The following is a 15438-nucleotide window of genomic DNA, read 5'->3' on the forward strand; positions in this document are numbered from 1 at the left end:
GGCGCCAGCTACGCCGACCTGCGGGTTCACCGCATCGTGACCGAGATCATCCAGCTGCGCGACGGCGAACTGGAGACGGCGGTGGTCAATCGCGAGGTGGGGCTGGCGGTGCGGGTGATCGTCGACGGCACGTGGGGATTCGCCTCGCACGCGGAGCTGGCGCCCTCGGTGGCCGCCGACAGCGCGGCGTCGGCCAGCTGGTGGCGCGGCAGGTTGAGGAAGTCGGCATCGATCCCCCGGTTCGGTGTCACGGCTCCACCGTAACGGCCGTTCACGCCAAACCCCGGCGCCGCCCGCTTTAATTACCTCCATGGCCAGCGGCGCCCTGAGGACACAGCCTCGCTCCACCGCGCTGGGCTACGCCCTGCTGGCGCCCAGCCTGTTCGGCGTCGTCGCCTTCTTGTTGCTGCCCATCCTGGTGGTGATCTGGCTGAGCCTCTACCGCTGGGACCTGCTGGGCCCGCTGCGCTATGTGGGCCTGGCCAACTGGCGCTCGGTGCTCGCGGATCACGGCTTCGCCAACTCGCTGATCGTGACGGCGCTCTTCGTGGCGATCGTCGTTCCGGCCCAGACGGTGCTGGGCCTGGTTGCCGCGTCCATGCTGGCCCGCCGGCTTCCCGGCACGGGCCTGTTCCGCACCCTGTACGTGTTGCCGTGGATCTGCGCACCGCTGGCGATCGCGGTGCTGTGGCGGTGGATTCTGGCCCCGACGGACGGGGCCGTGAGCACCCTGCTGGGGCACAGCATCGAATGGCTGTCCGACCCCACCTTCGCGTTGCCGCTCGTCTCGGCCGTGGTCGTATGGACCAACGTCGGATACGTCTCGCTGTCGTTCCTGGCCGGCCTGCTGGCGATCCCCGAGGACGTGCAGGCCGCCGCGCGCACCGATGGCGCCAACGCGTGGCAACGGTTCTGGCGCATCACCCTGCCGATGCTGCGGCCGACGACGTTCTTCGTCCTGGTGACCGGGATCGTCAGCACCGCACAGGTTTTCGACATGGTGTACGCGTTGACCGGCGGCGGCCCCGGAGGCAGCACCGACCTGGTGGCCCACCGCATCTACGCGGAGGCCTTCGGCTCGGCGGCCATCGGGCGTGCGTCGGTGATGGCGGTGGTGTTGTTCGTCATCCTGATCGGCGTCACGGTCGTGCAGCATCTCTACTTCCGCCGGCGGATCAGCTATGACCTCACCTAGCCGGCTCGTCGTCTACGCGGGACTCGTCCTGGGTGCGGTGATCACGTTGGTGCCCTTCGCCCTTGGCTTATTGACCTCGTTCACCTCAGCACACCAGTTCGCGACGGGTACGCCCCTGCAGCTGCCGCGCCCCTTCACGCTGGCCAACTACGCCGACCTCGGCGGGGCCGGATTCGGCCGGGCGGCGGCCGTGACCGCCTTGATGACGGCGGTGATCCTGGTGGGCCAGTTGACCTTTTCGGTGCTGGCCGCATACGCGTTCGCGCGGTTGGACTTTCCCGGACGCGACGCGCTGTTCTGGGTCTACATCGCCACCTTGATGGTGCCGGGCACGGTCACCGTGGTGCCGATGTATCTCATGATGGCCCAGCTCGGTCTGCGTAACACGTTCTGGGCGCTGGTGCTGCCGTTCATGTTCGGCTCGCCGTACGCGATCTTCCTGCTGCGCGAGCACTTTCGCATCATCCCCAACGACCTGATCAACGCCGCCCACCTGGACGGGGCCAACACCTTGGACGTGATCGTGCACGTGGTGATCCCGTCCAGCCGGCCGGTGCTGGCGGCCTTGACACTGATCACGGTGGTCTCGCAGTGGAACAACTTCATGTGGCCGTTGGTGATCACCAGCGGGCACAAGTGGCGGGTACTCACGGTGGCGACGGCCGATCTGCAGTCGCGGTTCAACTCGCAGTGGACGTTGGTGATGGCGGCGACGACCGTCGCGATCGTCCCGCTGATCGCGCTTTTCGTGGTCTTCCAACGTCACATCGTCGCGTCGATCGTCGTCTCGGGGCTCAAGTGAGCCGCTCACGCGCCGAGAGTGCGGTCACGGCCGCGATTCCGGGCGCTCCACGACCATCGCGGCAATCTCGGTGCGCACCATGACCCGGCCCCGCGTTTCGACGCTGATGGCTTCGGCGCTCGCGCTGGTCGCGGTCCTGTTGGGCGCTACCGCGGTGCTGCTCGACTACTCCGGCCAGCCGGCCGGCGGCAAGATCGTTGTGACGGTGCGGGTCTGGGCCGAGCAGATCGCCGCGGCCTACCGGCGGTCGTTCGAGGCGTTCAACCGCACGCATCCCGATATCGCGGTGCACACCAGCGTGGTCGCGTATCCGACCTACTTCGACACGCTGCGCACCGATGTCGCCGGCGGCAGCGCCGACGACATCTTCTGGCTCTCCAACGCCTACCTGGCCGCCTACGCCGACAGCGGCCGGCTGATGGACATCGGCGCGGCCCTCGGACCGGGCTCCGCCTCGGCGTGGGACTCGGCGGTCGTCGGCCAGTTCACCCGCGGGGGCGCGCTGTGGGGGGTGCCGCAGCTGACCGACGCCGGGATCGCGCTGTATTACAACGCCGACCTGCTCGCCGCGGCCGGCGTCCAACCCGCCCAGCTCAACGGCTTGCGGTGGGGCGCCGGCGGTGACGACACGCTGCGCCCGATGCTGGCCCGGCTCACCGTCGACGCCGACGGACGTCGCGGCGGCACCGCGGGTTTCGACGCCGGACGGGTTCGGCAGTGGGGCTACAACGCCGCCAATGATCCGCAGGGGATCTACCTCAACTACATCGGCTCGGCCGGTGGGGTCTTCCAGCGTGGCGACGACTTCGCGTTCGACAATCCCGGGGCGGTGCAGGCCTTCCGTTATCTGGTCGGCCTCATCAACGACGACCACGTCGCGCCGCCCGCCTCGGACACCAACGACAACGGCGACTTCTCCCGTAACCAGTTCCTGGCCGGCAGGATGGCGCTCTTCCAGTCCGGCACCTACAACCTGGCGCCGGTGGCCCGCGATGCCCGCTTCCACTGGGGTGTGACGATGATGCCGTCGGGCCCGGCCGGCCGGGTGAGCGTCACCAATGGCATTGCGGCGGTGGGCAATTCCGCGACGAAACATCCCGGCGCGGTGCGCCGGGTCCTGGCCTGGATGGGTAGCAAACCGGGCAACGAGTTCTTGGGCCGCGAGGGAGCGGCGATCCCGGCGGTCCTGTCGGCTCAGCCGGTCTACTTCGACTACTGGTCGGCCCGGGGCGTGGACGTCACACCCTTCTTCAGCGTGCTCGACGGCCCGCGCATCGCGGCGCCGGGGGGCGCCGGTTTTCCGGCCGGTAACGACGCCCTGCAGCCCTACTTCGATGAGATGTTCCTGGGCCGTGGCGATGTCGCGGCGACCCTGAAACGCGCGCAAGCGGCCGCCAACGCCGCCGCGCAGCGTTAGCCGGGCAGCACCAGCACCGGCACCGGGCTCTCGCGGATGATCTTGGTGCTGCGGGAACCGAGGAAGACGCGCCGGATGTCGCCGCGCGGCCGGGTGCCCAGTGCCAGGATCTCGCCCTCCTGCCAATCCGCCTTCGCCAGCGCCTCTTTCCAGCTGCGGCCGGTGACCACCTGCAGCGCGACGTCGTCGCTGACGATCGCGTCCGTCTTGAGCTCCTGGAGGATGTCTCGCACTTGTGACGCCCAGGCCTGCAGCACCTGATCCTCGACCTCGAGCCCCACCTCCGGCGGATACATCGTCTTGCCGCGGACCGCGAACGTGATGACCCGGACCGGCACACCGAATCGCTGCCCGAATTCGAAGCAGCGCTTCACCACATCGATCGAGTCCGGGGTGGCCGAGTAGGCGCAGGTGAGGCGGGTCAACTTGCCTTGGTTCGAACGGTATTCGCGCGGGCTGATGGCCACCGGCACGGTCGAGGCGTGCAGCAGCCAGTCGGCGGTGGAACCGATCAGCACTTGACCGCGGCCGCCGCTGGGCAACGAGCCCAGCACCAGCACGTCGGCGTCGACCTCCTGGATGACCTCGAGGAGCCCACCCGACACCGATCCGTGCGCGCGGTGCGCGTAGTTGACCTCGATCCCGTCGGCCATCGTGGCCAAAATCCCGGCGGCCTCGTTCGCCGACTCCGCGGCCAGGGCGTCGGCCCACAGCTCGAACTCCGCGTCGACACGCGCGCGCGACGGCGTCAGCCACGGCTTGGGCACGATGGTCGCGACGGTCAGCGAGGTGCCGCGGGTGCGCGCGATGCGCACCCCCAGGTGCAATCCCGAGAGCCCGACCTGGCCGGCCCGGTACCCGACGACGACGGTCACAGCGCGTCCCGCTGCAGGGATTGGCTGTTGAGCGCGCTGTGATGGCGGCCCCACACGAAGTAGAAGATTAGCGCGAGCGCGAGCCAGCCGCCGAACGCGATCCAGGTGTACCAGTGCAAGCTGACGAGGATGTAGCCGCACGCCAACACCGAAAGGACCGGCGTCACGGGGTAACCCGGGACCTTGAAGCCCCGTGGCAGGTCGGGCTCGCGCACCCGCAGGATGATCACACCCACGGATACGACGACGAACGCGGTGAGCGTGCCGATGGACACCATGTCCGCCAACTTGTCCAGCGGTATGAAGGCGGCCAGCGCCGAGGCCGCGATAGCCACGATCACCGTGTTGCTCACGGGCGTCATGGTGCGCGTGTTCACCCGCGCGAATCGCGAGGGCAGCAGCCCGTCGCGACCCATGGCGAACAGGATGCGCGTCTGCCCGTACATGGTGACCAGCGTGACCGAGAAGATCGAGATCACCGCCCCCGCAGCCAGAATGGTGCTGGCCCAGCTGCCGCGCGTGACGTTGTCGAGGATGGTGGCCAGCCCGGCCTCCTGCTGTCCGGCGAACTCCTGCCACGGTTGAGTGCCGAGCGCGGCCAGCGCGACGAACAGGTAAACGCCGGTCACGGTCAGCAGCGCCGCGATCAGCGCGCGCGGCATGGTCTTCTGCGGGTTCTTCACCTCGTCGCCCGCGGTCGACACCGCGTCGAGGCCGATGTAGGAGAAGAAGATGGTGCCGGCGGCCGAGCCGATGCCCGCGGCGCCGAAGGGCGCGAAGTCGCGCAGGTGGGTCGCGTCGAAGGCGGTGAACGCGACGACGACGAAGATCACCAGCACGCCCAGCTTGATCAGCACCATGATCGTGTTGACTTTCGCCGATTCGCTGGCGCCGCGGATGAGCAGCACGGCGCACATCGCGAGCAGGATGATCGCCGGCAGATTCACCAAGCCGGGTTGCGCATCCCAGGGCGCGGCGGACAACGCGTGCGGGAATTGGATTCCGAGGATATTGCTGAGCAGCTTGTTGAGGTAGCCGCTCCAGTTGACCGCGACCGCGGCCGTCGACACCCCGTATTCCAGCAGCAGGCAGGCGGCCACCCCGATCGCGACGACCTCGCCCAGCGTGGTGTATGCGTAGGAATACGACGACCCCGAAACCGGTACCGCGGAAGCTAATTCGGCGTAACAGATGGCGGCGAGCCCGGCCGCGAGCCCGGCGATGAGGAACGACAGGATCACGCCGGGGCCGGCCTCGGGAACGGCCTGAGACATGACGAAGAAGATGCCCGTCCCGACGGTCGAGCCGACACCGAACATGGTCAGCTGGAAAGTCCCGATGCTCCGCTTGAGATGGTCCGCGGCCCCGTAGGCGACGACGTTGCCGACGACTGGACGGCGCCGCAGCATCTGCTCCCTCAGGCTGATCGACGTCGGTGGCATGCCCCTCCTTGCTCGATCAGCTGATTATGGGCCAGCCTCCCGCAACGCCATAGCGAACTGCTCAACCGCCCAGTCGATTTCTTGCGCGCTGATCACCAGCGGGGGCGCGAACCGCAGCGTCGAGGAGTGGGTGTCCTTCACCAGCACACCGCGGTCGGCCAGCCGAAGGCTCATCCGCTTGCCCGTCCCGAGCGCCGGGTCGATGTCGACGCCGGCCCACAGGCCCACCCCGCGCACCGCCCGCACACCGTGGCCCACCAGTTCGCGCAGGCGCGCGTGCAGGCGCGCGCCCAACTCCGCCGAGCGGGCCTGAAACTCTCCGCGGCCCAGCATCGCGACCACCGTGCTGCCGATCGCGGCGGCCAACGGGTTGCCGCCGAAGGTGGAGCCGTGTTCGCCGGGGTGCAGCACGCCCAGCACCTCGCTGTCGGCGACGACCGCCGACAGCGGGACCACACCGCCGCCCAGCGCCTTGCCCAGCAGGTAGACGTCGGGCACCACGCCCCAGTGGTCGCAGGCGAAGGTGTGCCCCGTGCGCGCCAGGCCGGACTGGATCTCGTCGGCGATCATCAGCACGCGGTGCCTGCTGCACAGCGCGCGGACCGTCGGCAGGTAGTCGTCGGGCGGGACGACGATGCCCGCCTCCCCCTGGATCGGTTCGAGCAGCACCGCGACGGTGTGGTCATCGATGGCGCGGGCCAGTGCGGCGGCATCGCCGAAGGGTACCGAGCGGAACCCGGGGGTGAACGGTCCGAATCCCGCCCGCGCCGTCGGGTCCGAGGAGAAGCCGACGATGCTGATCGTGCGGCCGTGAAAGTTGTTGTCCGCCACGATGATGTTGGCCCGTCCGTCGGGGACGCCCTTGACGTCGGTACCCCATTTGCGTGCGACCTTGAGGCCGCTCTCCACCGCTTCGGCGCCCGAGTTCATCGGCAACACCAGGTCCTTGCCGCACAGCCGCGCGAGGGCGGCGCAGAACGGGCCGAGCGCGTCGCAGTGGAACGCGCGGCTCACCAACGTGACGGTGTCGAGCTGCGCATGGGCCGTCGCGGTGATCTCGGGGTTGCGATGGCCGAAGTTGACCGCCGAGTAGGCGGCCAGGCAGTCCAGGTAGCGCCGGCCCTCGACATCGGTGATCCAGGCACCCTCGGCGCTGACCGCCACCACGGGCAACGGCGAATAGTTGTGCGCGGCATGGCGTTCGACCAGGCCGATCGCGGCCTGCGTTCGGGTGGACGTCCGAGCATCGAGGATCGTCATGGAAACAACTCCAATGTGCAGCACTTGACCGAGCCGCCACCCTTGAGGAGCTCGGACAGGTCGACGCCGACGGGCTCGAAGCCGGCTTCGCGCAATTGCCCGGCGAAACCCGTTGCCGCCGAGGGAAGGACGACGCGCAGTCCGTCGGAGACGACGTTGAGGCCCAGCACGAACGCGTCGGCGCTGCCGACCACGATCGCGTCGGGAAACAGCGCGCGCAGTTGGTCCTGCGCCGCGGTGCTGAACGCCGGCGGGTAGAACGCGATCGTATGGTCGTCGAGTACGGCCAGCGCGGTGTCGAGATGGTAGAAGCGCGGATCGACCAACTCCAGCGAGACCACCGGCACCCTCAGCGCCGCGGAAATCTCCGCGTGCGCACGCCGGTCGGTGCGAAAGCCGTAGCCCGCCAACACCGTTTCGCCGATCATCAGCAAGTCGCCCTGCCCCTCGTTGACGTGACGGGTGGACACGGGGCGGTACCCGAGCGAAGACATCCATTGGGCGTAGGCCTGCGACTCGCCGGCCCGCTCCGCGAATCGAAACCTCGCGACGATCGCGACATCGCCGGCGATGAATCCGCCGTTGGCGGCGTACACCATGTCCGGAAGCCCCGGCGCCGGCCCGATCACCTCGACCTGATGCCCTAACCGAAGGTAGGTGGTGCGCAGGTCGTCCCACTGGGCCTGCGCGCGGCCGACGTCGACGGGTGTGGCGACGTCCATCCAGGGGTTTATCGCGTACTCGACGGCGAAGAACGCCGGCGGCGTCATCGCGTACCGGCGGGCGCGGGGCGTGCGGACCCGGCGGCCGGGTGCCGAGCCGGACCCGGCCGCCACCACGTATTGTTCCGTCATAGATCAACGGTATTTCGGCATCCTGACACAATCAAACGCTATATATTGCGTGTCTATAGGCGATTTATTGCGTAAGAGTGGCTTCGCCACCGATTCATTGCGCCCGATCGAAGGGAAGGGTGATGGAGCGCCTCGACGAGACCGACGCCCGCATCCTGGCCGAGCTGACCGAGCACGCGCGTGCAACGTTCGCCGAGATCGGCGAAAAGGTGAATCTGTCTGCCCCGGCGGTCAAGCGGCGCGTCGACCGGATGCTCGACGCCGGCGTCATCAAGGGCTTCACCACGATCGTCGACCGCAATGCGCTCGGCTGGAACACGGAAGCCTACGTGCAGGTGTTCTGCCACGGCACGATCGCGCCGGACCGGCTGCGGGCGGCCTGGGTGGACATGCCCGAGGTGGTCAGCGCCGCGACGGTGACCGGCACGTCGGACGCCATCCTGCACGTGCTGGCGCGCGACATGCGCCACCTGGAGGCCGCCCTCGAGCGGATCCGGTCGAGCGCGGACATCGAGCGCAGCGAGAGCATCGTGGTGTTGTCGAACCTCATCGACCGGATGCGGACTTAGCCTGGGCGCCGCGGCGTCACGACGTTGCCGATCAACCGCTTCAGCATCGACGGCCGCGCGCCGGATGGGCGGCGAGAGGCGTAGGGCCACGGTACGTTTCGCTCCGGAACGGAGTCGGCCCGGACGTGTTTGAGCCGCGCTCGCAGGTGCGCGCGCAGGGCATGCAGGTCGGGATCGGCCCACCGGTTGACGGCTTCGATCGGATCGGCGGTGAGGTCGTACAGCTCCCACTGGTCGTCGAGCGGGGACGTGCGGTACGCGTCTCCGCCGAGCCCGTTGGCCGCCAAGTGCCGCACCCCGGGCTCCGTCCAGGTGCTCGGGTCGTCGAAGGTACGCACCAGCTTCCACAGGTGGCCCGCGCCACCGGTGGCCGCCGTCTCGTCGACGCGGACCACCAACCCCTCGAAGTTGGAGGCGGTGTGGGCCGGCACTCGGATGCGCAGCGGCGCGGGCGGATCGACGGTCCGCTTCAGCCGCCGCGCCAATCCCGATGCGCCGCTGTCCCCTTCGAGCATGTTGTCGCGGGTCATCAGGTAGACGGCGCGTGTCTCGTCCGCCGCCGCGCCGTCCACGATCGGCATGAGGTTCCGCCCGGGCAGCGGGTGCACTTCCGAGAACGACTCGGCCAGCGTGGCGGCCGCCGCGGCGACGTCGACGCCCGCCGCCGCCAGCAGGGTGGGGACCAGGTCGACGTGTGAGGTCGGCGCCGTGACGCGGCGTGGCCGCGTCGACCGCTCGCCGATGCGCGCGATGACGAAGGGAACGCGGGTGGCCTCGTCGTACAGGTTGAACCACTTCTGGTGCAGGCCGCCGTGGGCGCCCAGCAGGTCGCCGTGGTCGGCGGTGCGCACCAATACCGCGTCGCCCGAACCGCCTTCGGTGACCGCCCGCCTGACGCGATCGAGCGGGCCGTCCACCTCGGCGTGCAGCCGGTAGTACAGGTCGCGGTAGCGCTGCGCGTTGCGCTCATAGGTCCGCTCGATCGCGGGTGCGGGGCCATAGCCGGAGTAATAGGCCTCGCGGAACGCGATCTGCGCCGCCGGCTTGGTGGACAGGTCTTCCTGCGCGGTGGGCGCGGCGGGCACCGCGGGCGGGTCGAGCGGCGACGGCTTGACCGGGCTCCGGCGCGACCAGGCCGGGAACAACACGATGTCGTGGGGATTGACGAAGCTGGCCACCAAGAGGAACGGACGCAACGCGGCGGGATCGCCCTGGCGGCGGCGGGCGTAACGATCGGCCAGCCAGGCGACCACCCGGTCGGCGATCAGCGGGTCGCGGCGCACGCCGGCGTCGGCCAACGCCGCCCCGTGCGGCTCCGGACCGACCCACCCGGAGAAACCGAACCGCCCCAGCGGATCTGCGACCAGGTAGCGCCGCACCGCGGCGGCGTCGACGGCGCCGTTCTTGTCATTGGTGGCCAGCGGTCGGCCGGTCGCCGGGTCGGTGATATCGGCGTGCGAGATGTGCCACTTGCCGTCGTAATGGGTGTCGTATCCGGCGGCGCGGAACCAATTGCCCAGTGTGGGCACCTCACCCTGGCGCAACCAGCGCATGCGCGAATCGCCGGCGGTCTTTCCGATGCCATCGGTCTGGGTGACGCCGTGCAGGTCGGGGTAGTGCCCGGTGAAAATCGTTGGGCGGCTTGGCACGCAGGCCAGCGATCCGGTGTAGTGCCGGGTGAAGCTGACGCCGTGGTCGTCGAACCACTTGCGGCCGCCGAGCGTCCGGTCGCGCCACGCGAGCACGTCGGGAGCCTCGTACGGCGGCACCGCGCGTTCCTCGTCGGTCATGATGATGACGACGTCGGGGCGATCAGACACCAGCGTGCTCCAATCGATTCGCCAGGCCGGCGAGCATCGCCTCGGACTGTCGCACGAGGAGGCGGCACAGAACGAGTTCGGCCAGCTGTTGCATTGCGTGCGGGCCGATTTCGACGGTGCTGGTGAGGGTCACCAGGGTGGTCGCGGCCGACTCACCGCCGGCGGGTGCCAGCGTCCAGCGGTTGGACACCCTGCGCAGGCGGCGTGGCAGGCCTTCGATGTCGTAGGCGAGGGCGCGGGGCGGGTCGAATTCGATGATGCGCTCGACGAGGGCGTCGCGCTTGACCTGCACCCGGCGGGCCGTGCCGACGCCGGGTCCGTCGGGCCCGGAGTACAAGATGCACGAGTGATCGACGTTGCCGGCCCACGAACTGATCGACCCGAAGTCTGCGAGTGTTTCCCAGACGTCGCCGATGCGTGCCGCGATCGCGCGAGTCCGGTGGATGTCGGCCACCCGCTCACGCTACGCGAGGGCCTAGGCCGTCAGGTGGAATATCGTCTCGATCGCCACCGCAGCACCGCTGACCGCGACGGTGACGCCGAGCGTGACCCAGTCCCCCAGTTTCGGCCGCGCGGGATCGGCGGAGAGCTGGCCGATGCCGCCGCGAGCGGTGATCGCATCGCCCATCTCGTCGGCCCGGCGCAGGGTCACCACGATGGCGGCGGCGACCAGGTCGATCGAGTTACCCGCCGTCTGCCTGACCCGCGCCTTGCGACTCGTCGGCATGTGGTTGGGCCGCAGTCGACGGGCGGCGTAGAGCACCTGGAATTCCTCGATCAGCAACGGGAAGGCACGCAGCGCCAGGGCCAGGGCCACCGCCCACTCGTCCACCGGAATCCGCAACAACTTGAACGGGCGGCCCAAAATCGCCAGGGCGGGCGCGATTTCGGCGACGTTGGTGGTCCAGGACACCATCGCCCCCAGCCCGAGCAGAACCACCGATAACGCGGAGATCCGCAGGAAGTTCAACGCCCCGCCGAGCCAGATGTGGGCCCCGTTGATGGTCAGCATCGGACTACCACCGGCCAGCGCGGCGGTCACGAAACCCAGTGTGAGGAGGATCCACAGCCACCGCGGAACCGACGGAAGCGCCCCCCGCGGGATGTGAGCGATCCAGACCGCCGCCAGCACCAGCGCCGCCACCGACCCGATGGTCACCCAGCCCGGAAACAGGGTGAGCAACACCGAAACACCGAATACCACCAGGAGTTTGGTTCCGGCCCACAGGTTGTGGATGGGGGACCTGCCCGGCACCGGAACCAATAGCACCACCGGCCGGGAGGTGCGCCGACTCCTCCTGGGGGCCGAGGCGGAGGTTGCGGTCACGCCACACCCCCGGCCGCGGCGGTGGCCGACACCGCTTGCAGCGCGCCCTTCTGCAGATGCACGGTCCGCGTGCACACGGCTTCCAAACCGACGAAGTCGTGGGAAATGACAACTACGGTCAGGCCCCGGTGACGGCGCAGATCCGCCAGCACGCGCAGCAGGCCCCGCTGGCTGGCGACGTCCAACCCGGCCAGCGGCTCGTCGAGGATCAGCACGCGCGGCGAACACGCCAGCAGGCCGGCCAGGACCACCCGCCGCATCTGGCCGCCGCTGAGCTGATCGATGCGCCGCTTGCCCATCGCGGGTTCCAGCCCGACCGCGGCAAGGGCGGCGACCACCCGGTCTTCGTCATCGTCGGAAAAGCCCGCCACGGAGGCAAGTTCCAGGCCGACGTGACTGCGCATCAATTGCAGCCGCGCCGTCTGAAATGACAGCGCCACCGCGCCGACGTGCTCCCGGATGGGCTCGCCGTCGATCAAGCAGGCGCCGTTGGTGGGAACGGTCAGCCCGGCCATGATCCACGCCAGCGTCGACTTGCCCGAGCCGTTGCCGCCGTGAATCAAGATCCCGTCACCCTGCTCCACGACGAGGTTGATGTCGCGCAGCGCGGTCTTCGCCCACGGTGTCCCGCTGTTGTATTCGTGTCCGACGCCGATGATTTCGAGCACCGGCTTGTTCGAGCCCCACTTCACCGCGGGGACCGGGGCGGGGGGCGGGGCCGTCTCGACCACAACGGTGTTGTCCGGGGAATCGCTGAGGTTGATCGTCCGGTCCGCCGACGCGGCCTCGTTGTCGAAATGCGTGATGTGCACCAGGGCGGTTCGATGCCGTTGGGGAAGGCCCGACAGCACGTTCAACAAGACGTTACGGCCCTCTCGGTCGATCATGCTGGTGAATTCGTCGGCGATCAGCAGCGCCGGTTCTCGGGCCAGCGCCGCGGCGAGGGCGAGGCGCTGCAACTCCCCGCCGGACAGGCTTCCGGTGTCCCGTTCGCCGAAACCCTCGAGCCCTACTTCGCGCAACAAATGGTCGACGTCGACCGCGGTGCCCGGCGGCAGCCCCCAGACGACATCATCGGCCACCCGGGTGCCCAGCACCTGGCTCTTCGGGTGCTGCAGGACAAGCGCCGTGCCGCCCACCATGCCCAACCCCACCGCTCCGGGGCGCCGCACGGTGCCCGATGTCGGGGGCCGGCCCGCCAGGATCAGCGTCAACGTGGTCTTGCCGGACCCATTGGCGCCGATGACGGCAACGTGTTCTCCGACTTGCAGTTCCATGCTGAGCTCACGCAACGCGTCCTGCTGGGCGTGCGGGTAGCGGAACCGCACCTTGTCGAGCCGCACCGGCACGGGCCCGATCGGGGCGTCGGGCGGCTCGTCCGGAGCGTCCAGTTTGTGCACATCCGGAACGTTGCCCATCCGATCCAGGAGGCGGGACAGCGCCCACCAACCGATCAACGACGACACCACGACGCCGTAGGTGACATAGCCGAGCATCAGCCACGGCCAATACTGCAACCCGAATTCGAAGACCCGCTTGACGTCGACGCCGAGCCACCCGAGATTCACCCGGTCGAGGAACGCCACGACACCGTCCACGTTGGCGGTCATCACCTGGAAGATCAGATGGCGCAACCGATTCAGCACCGCCAGCATGCCGACCGTGGCGACGGCGACGAAGAAGCCGGCGATCAGGGACGCGAACGTCACGGTCGGTGTGCCCCTGCCCCGGCGTTTGACGATTCCGGTCAAGCCGCCGATGTAGGCGCAGTTGATGACGGTCAGGAAACTGCCCAATCCAGAGATAAGGAAGGCCAGAGTTCCGGCAGCAAACGTCGCGGCGATGAGCACCCGGAGGCGGTAACGGTAGGTCAGCAGCCCCATGGGCACGGTGCCCAACAGCGCCAAACCCTGCGCGAACGGGATCACCCCGGCGACGATCGAGATCACCGCGCACAGCGCCCCCATCACGGAGGCCTGTGCCAATTCGGCCGGTCGTAACGGCCCACCCCGATGGTGCGAACGGACGGGGCGACGGGCATTCACTTCACTGATTGTGCCAGCCCGCCGCGCCGAGTCGCGTCATACACTTCGTGACTTCCGGCCCAGTTCGGGCCGGCGCCTCTCGTCTCAGTTAGCAAAGCTATGGAACGATGGGCACATGGACAGAGTTGTCGATACCGCACACGTCGAGGCCCAGCAGCTGGGAGCGGATCTGCTCGCCGTGGTGGCGCGGCTCAACCGGCTGGCCACCCAGCGCATCCAGATGCCCTTGCCCGCGGCGCAGGCCAGGCTGCTCGCCACGATCGAAGCTCACGGGGAAGCCCGCATCGGTGATCTCGCGACCGTCGACCACTGCTCCCAACCGACCATGACCACCCAGGTGCGCCGGCTCGAGGAGGCCGGCCTGGTCACCCGGACCATCGACCCGGGGGATGCGCGCGCCGTCCGGATCCGCATCACCCCTCAGGGCAAACGCATGCTCAACGCGGTCCGCGCCGACCGCGCCGCCGCGATCGAACCCCAACTCGCGCTCCTCGAACCGGGCGACCGCCGGGTGCTCACGGACGCGGTCCAGGTATTGCGCCGGCTCCTCGACAATGCGTCGCCGGCCGGGCGGCGTAGCACGCTGTGAGGGCTTAAACCGGTGAAGAGGCCGCGGCCAGCGGGTAGACACTAAGTCGAGCTGACCGGTGACGAAAGGGGGCGGGCGATGCGGACCGAGGCTTCCGCGTTCAGGGCCTCCCCGTTGACCGTGTGGGTCGGGCCCATGAGGTTCGACTTCGCCCCGGGGCGCGACGTGATCGTCGGCTACGGCCCGGGCTGCGACATCGCCCTCGAGCGCCTCGGAAACCCGGGCTCGCCGCCGCCACCGCCCGGGCCGGAGATGGTGCTGCGGTTCGCCGGCACCCAGTGGGTGGCCATCGACCTGAGCCACCACGGGATCTTCGTCGACGGCGCGCGGGCGTCGACGGTGCACATCCGCGACGGCCAGGCGATCAGTGTCGGTGATCCGCAGCGGGGCCCGCGGCTGGTCTTCCAGATCGCGCAGCCCGCAGGTCCGCCGGCCCCGGCTCAGCGCCCGGCGCCCCGGCCCGGGGCTCACCCGCCGCCTCCTTTTCCGGTCGCGCCGCCACCGCCCCGCCCGCACGGCCCCAACCTGCGGGCCCCGACACAGCGCGAGACGCAGCGGATGCCCGTCGTGCCGCCACAACCGCCGGCGGCCGAACCCCCCGCCCCGCCCGCTCAGCCGCACCCCGCGCCGCCCGCTCAGCCCGCCGCTCAGGACACGGGCGGTCCGGGGCTGATCGAACGGATGGTCACCTCGAAACTGCGCGTCGCGCGTCCTTCGATTCGCACGGCGGAGCCGAACGCCACCTACCGCCTGCCGCTCAAGGCCGACGCCCGCACCGTCGGAGTCGCCGCGTACCGGCTCGGACTCACCGTCGACGGGCGCGAGACGCTGTCGGATATCTCCTTCACGGCGCGTCCGGGCGCGTTCACCGCGGTCGTCGGGCCCTCGGCCGCGCGCAACTCCGCGCTGCTCGGACTGCTCGCCGGCACCAGGCAACTCAGCTCCGGCCGCGTCACCGTCGACGGCCACGACGTGCACGCCGAGCCGCAGTCCATGCGCAGCCGCATCGGCATCGTGTCGCCGGACGACCGCTTGCACCGGCAGCTGACCGTCGAGCGGGTCGTGCGATACGCCGCCGAAATGCGCCTGCCGCAAGATGTTTCGCCCGAGCAACGAGACCGCGTGGTCAGCCAGGTTCTCGAGGAACTCGAGCTGACACCGCACCGGGCCACCCGGATCGGCAAGCTACCGCCCGAGCTGCGCCGGTGCGCCGCGCTGGCGGTCGAGCTCGTCACCCGGCCGA

14 protein-coding genes and 1 pseudogene are annotated in these 15438 nt (G+C 69.3%); 7 read left to right on the forward strand and 8 right to left on the reverse strand.

What is annotated here, in order from left to right; translation table 11 throughout:
* The 4 genes and pseudogenes from A5713_RS09325 to A5713_RS09340 all read left to right on the forward strand — a co-directional run.
* Positions 1–195 (forward strand): annotated as a pseudogene (locus A5713_RS09325) (PmbA/TldA family metallopeptidase); the annotation flags it as partial.
* A gap of 130 nt (positions 196–325) precedes the next feature.
* A complete protein-coding gene (locus A5713_RS09330) occupies positions 326–1195 on the forward strand; it encodes a carbohydrate ABC transporter permease (RefSeq protein WP_102417748.1) in 870 nt (289 codons plus the stop codon).
* Complete coding sequence (locus tag A5713_RS09335) at positions 1182–1997, forward strand: carbohydrate ABC transporter permease (RefSeq protein ID WP_068094831.1); 816 nt, start codon at positions 1182–1184, stop codon at positions 1995–1997. Before A5713_RS09330 ends, A5713_RS09335 begins: the two co-directional genes overlap by 14 nt.
* Before the next feature lie 79 nt (positions 1998–2076).
* Entirely contained in the window at positions 2077–3414 is a 1338-nt protein-coding gene (locus A5713_RS09340) for a sugar ABC transporter substrate-binding protein (protein ID WP_068094833.1), read from the forward strand.
* Here A5713_RS09340 and A5713_RS09345 read toward each other — a convergent pair.
* Genes A5713_RS09345 through ddaH form a run of 4 tightly spaced genes read right to left on the reverse strand, consistent with a single transcriptional unit; the run spans position 3411 to position 7845 of the window.
* Entirely contained in the window at positions 3411–4289 is an 879-nt protein-coding gene (locus A5713_RS09345) for a universal stress protein (protein ID WP_068094838.1), read from the reverse strand. The two genes, A5713_RS09340 and A5713_RS09345, sit on opposite strands and share 4 nt — an antisense overlap.
* Positions 4286–5731 carry an amino acid permease gene (locus A5713_RS09350; RefSeq protein ID WP_067918308.1) on the reverse strand — a complete coding sequence of 482 codons (1446 nt, stop codon included), beginning with the start codon at positions 5729–5731 and terminating at the stop codon, positions 4286–4288. Before A5713_RS09350 ends, A5713_RS09345 begins: the two co-directional genes overlap by 4 nt.
* A gap of 24 nt (positions 5732–5755) precedes the next feature.
* The gene (rocD, locus tag A5713_RS09355; protein WP_068094840.1) at positions 5756–6991 is read right to left on the reverse strand and encodes an ornithine--oxo-acid transaminase; all 1236 of its coding nucleotides are present in this window, start codon (positions 6989–6991) and stop codon (positions 5756–5758) included.
* A complete protein-coding gene (gene ddaH, locus A5713_RS09360; protein ID WP_068094842.1) occupies positions 6988–7845 on the reverse strand; it encodes a dimethylargininase in 858 nt (285 codons plus the stop codon). Before ddaH ends, rocD begins: the two co-directional genes overlap by 4 nt.
* Positions 7846–7967: 122 nt before the next feature.
* On the opposite strand from ddaH, the gene A5713_RS09365 reads away from it, so the two are divergent.
* Positions 7968–8414 carry an Lrp/AsnC family transcriptional regulator gene (locus A5713_RS09365; protein WP_067918302.1) on the forward strand — a complete coding sequence of 149 codons (447 nt, stop codon included), beginning with the start codon at positions 7968–7970 and terminating at the stop codon, positions 8412–8414.
* Here A5713_RS09365 and A5713_RS09370 read toward each other — a convergent pair.
* The 4 genes from A5713_RS09370 to A5713_RS09385 are packed head-to-tail and all read right to left on the reverse strand — an operon-like array spanning position 8411 to position 13528.
* On the reverse strand, positions 8411–10234 hold the full coding sequence (locus A5713_RS09370) for a sulfatase-like hydrolase/transferase (RefSeq protein ID WP_082972862.1): 1824 nt from the start codon (positions 10232–10234) through the stop codon (positions 8411–8413). The two genes, A5713_RS09365 and A5713_RS09370, sit on opposite strands and share 4 nt — an antisense overlap.
* Complete coding sequence (locus A5713_RS09375) at positions 10227–10688, reverse strand: SRPBCC family protein (protein ID WP_068094844.1); 462 nt, start codon at positions 10686–10688, stop codon at positions 10227–10229. The genes A5713_RS09370 and A5713_RS09375 overlap by 8 nt, the downstream gene beginning before the upstream one ends.
* Positions 10689–10709: 21 nt before the next feature.
* On the reverse strand, positions 10710–11561 hold the full coding sequence (locus A5713_RS09380) for a CbiQ family ECF transporter T component (protein ID WP_067918297.1): 852 nt from the start codon (positions 11559–11561) through the stop codon (positions 10710–10712).
* Positions 11558–13528: an ABC transporter ATP-binding protein gene (locus tag A5713_RS09385; RefSeq protein WP_156751816.1), complete on the reverse strand. Its 1971-nt coding sequence runs from the start codon at positions 13526–13528 to the stop codon at positions 11558–11560. The genes A5713_RS09380 and A5713_RS09385 overlap by 4 nt, the downstream gene beginning before the upstream one ends.
* Before the next feature lie 193 nt (positions 13529–13721).
* Here A5713_RS09385 and A5713_RS09390 point away from each other — a divergent pair, with 193 nt between their 5' ends.
* Both A5713_RS09390 and A5713_RS09395 read left to right on the forward strand, forming a co-directional pair.
* The gene (locus A5713_RS09390) at positions 13722–14195 is read left to right on the forward strand and encodes a MarR family winged helix-turn-helix transcriptional regulator (RefSeq protein ID WP_067918292.1); all 474 of its coding nucleotides are present in this window, start codon (positions 13722–13724) and stop codon (positions 14193–14195) included.
* A gap of 78 nt (positions 14196–14273) precedes the next feature.
* On the forward strand, positions 14274–15438 hold a 1165-nt coding region (locus A5713_RS09395), incomplete at its 3' end, for an ATP-binding cassette domain-containing protein (protein ID WP_156751815.1).

Source organism: Mycobacterium sp. E2497 (assembly GCF_001668695.1).
Taxonomy (GTDB): Bacteria; Actinomycetota; Actinomycetes; order Mycobacteriales; family Mycobacteriaceae; genus Mycobacterium.

Coding starts and splice junctions, on each gene's coding strand:
- A5713_RS09390 (WP_067918292.1), top strand. CDS start 13,722: ATGGACAGAGTTGTCGATACCGCACACGTCGAGGCCCAGCAGCTGGGA.
- rocD (WP_068094840.1), bottom strand. CDS start 6,991: ATGACGATCCTCGATGCTCGGACGTCCACCCGAACGCAGGCCGCGATC.
- A5713_RS09350 (WP_067918308.1), bottom strand. CDS start 5,731: ATGCCACCGACGTCGATCAGCCTGAGGGAGCAGATGCTGCGGCGCCGT.
- A5713_RS09335 (WP_068094831.1), top strand. CDS start 1,182: ATGACCTCACCTAGCCGGCTCGTCGTCTACGCGGGACTCGTCCTGGGT.
- A5713_RS09385 (WP_156751816.1), bottom strand. CDS start 13,528: ATGGGGGCGCTGTGCGCGGTGATCTCGATCGTCGCCGGGGTGATCCCG.
- ddaH (WP_068094842.1), bottom strand. CDS start 7,845: ATGACGGAACAATACGTGGTGGCGGCCGGGTCCGGCTCGGCACCCGGC.
- A5713_RS09365 (WP_067918302.1), top strand. CDS start 7,968: ATGGAGCGCCTCGACGAGACCGACGCCCGCATCCTGGCCGAGCTGACC.
- A5713_RS09340 (WP_068094833.1), top strand. CDS start 2,077: ATGACCCGGCCCCGCGTTTCGACGCTGATGGCTTCGGCGCTCGCGCTG.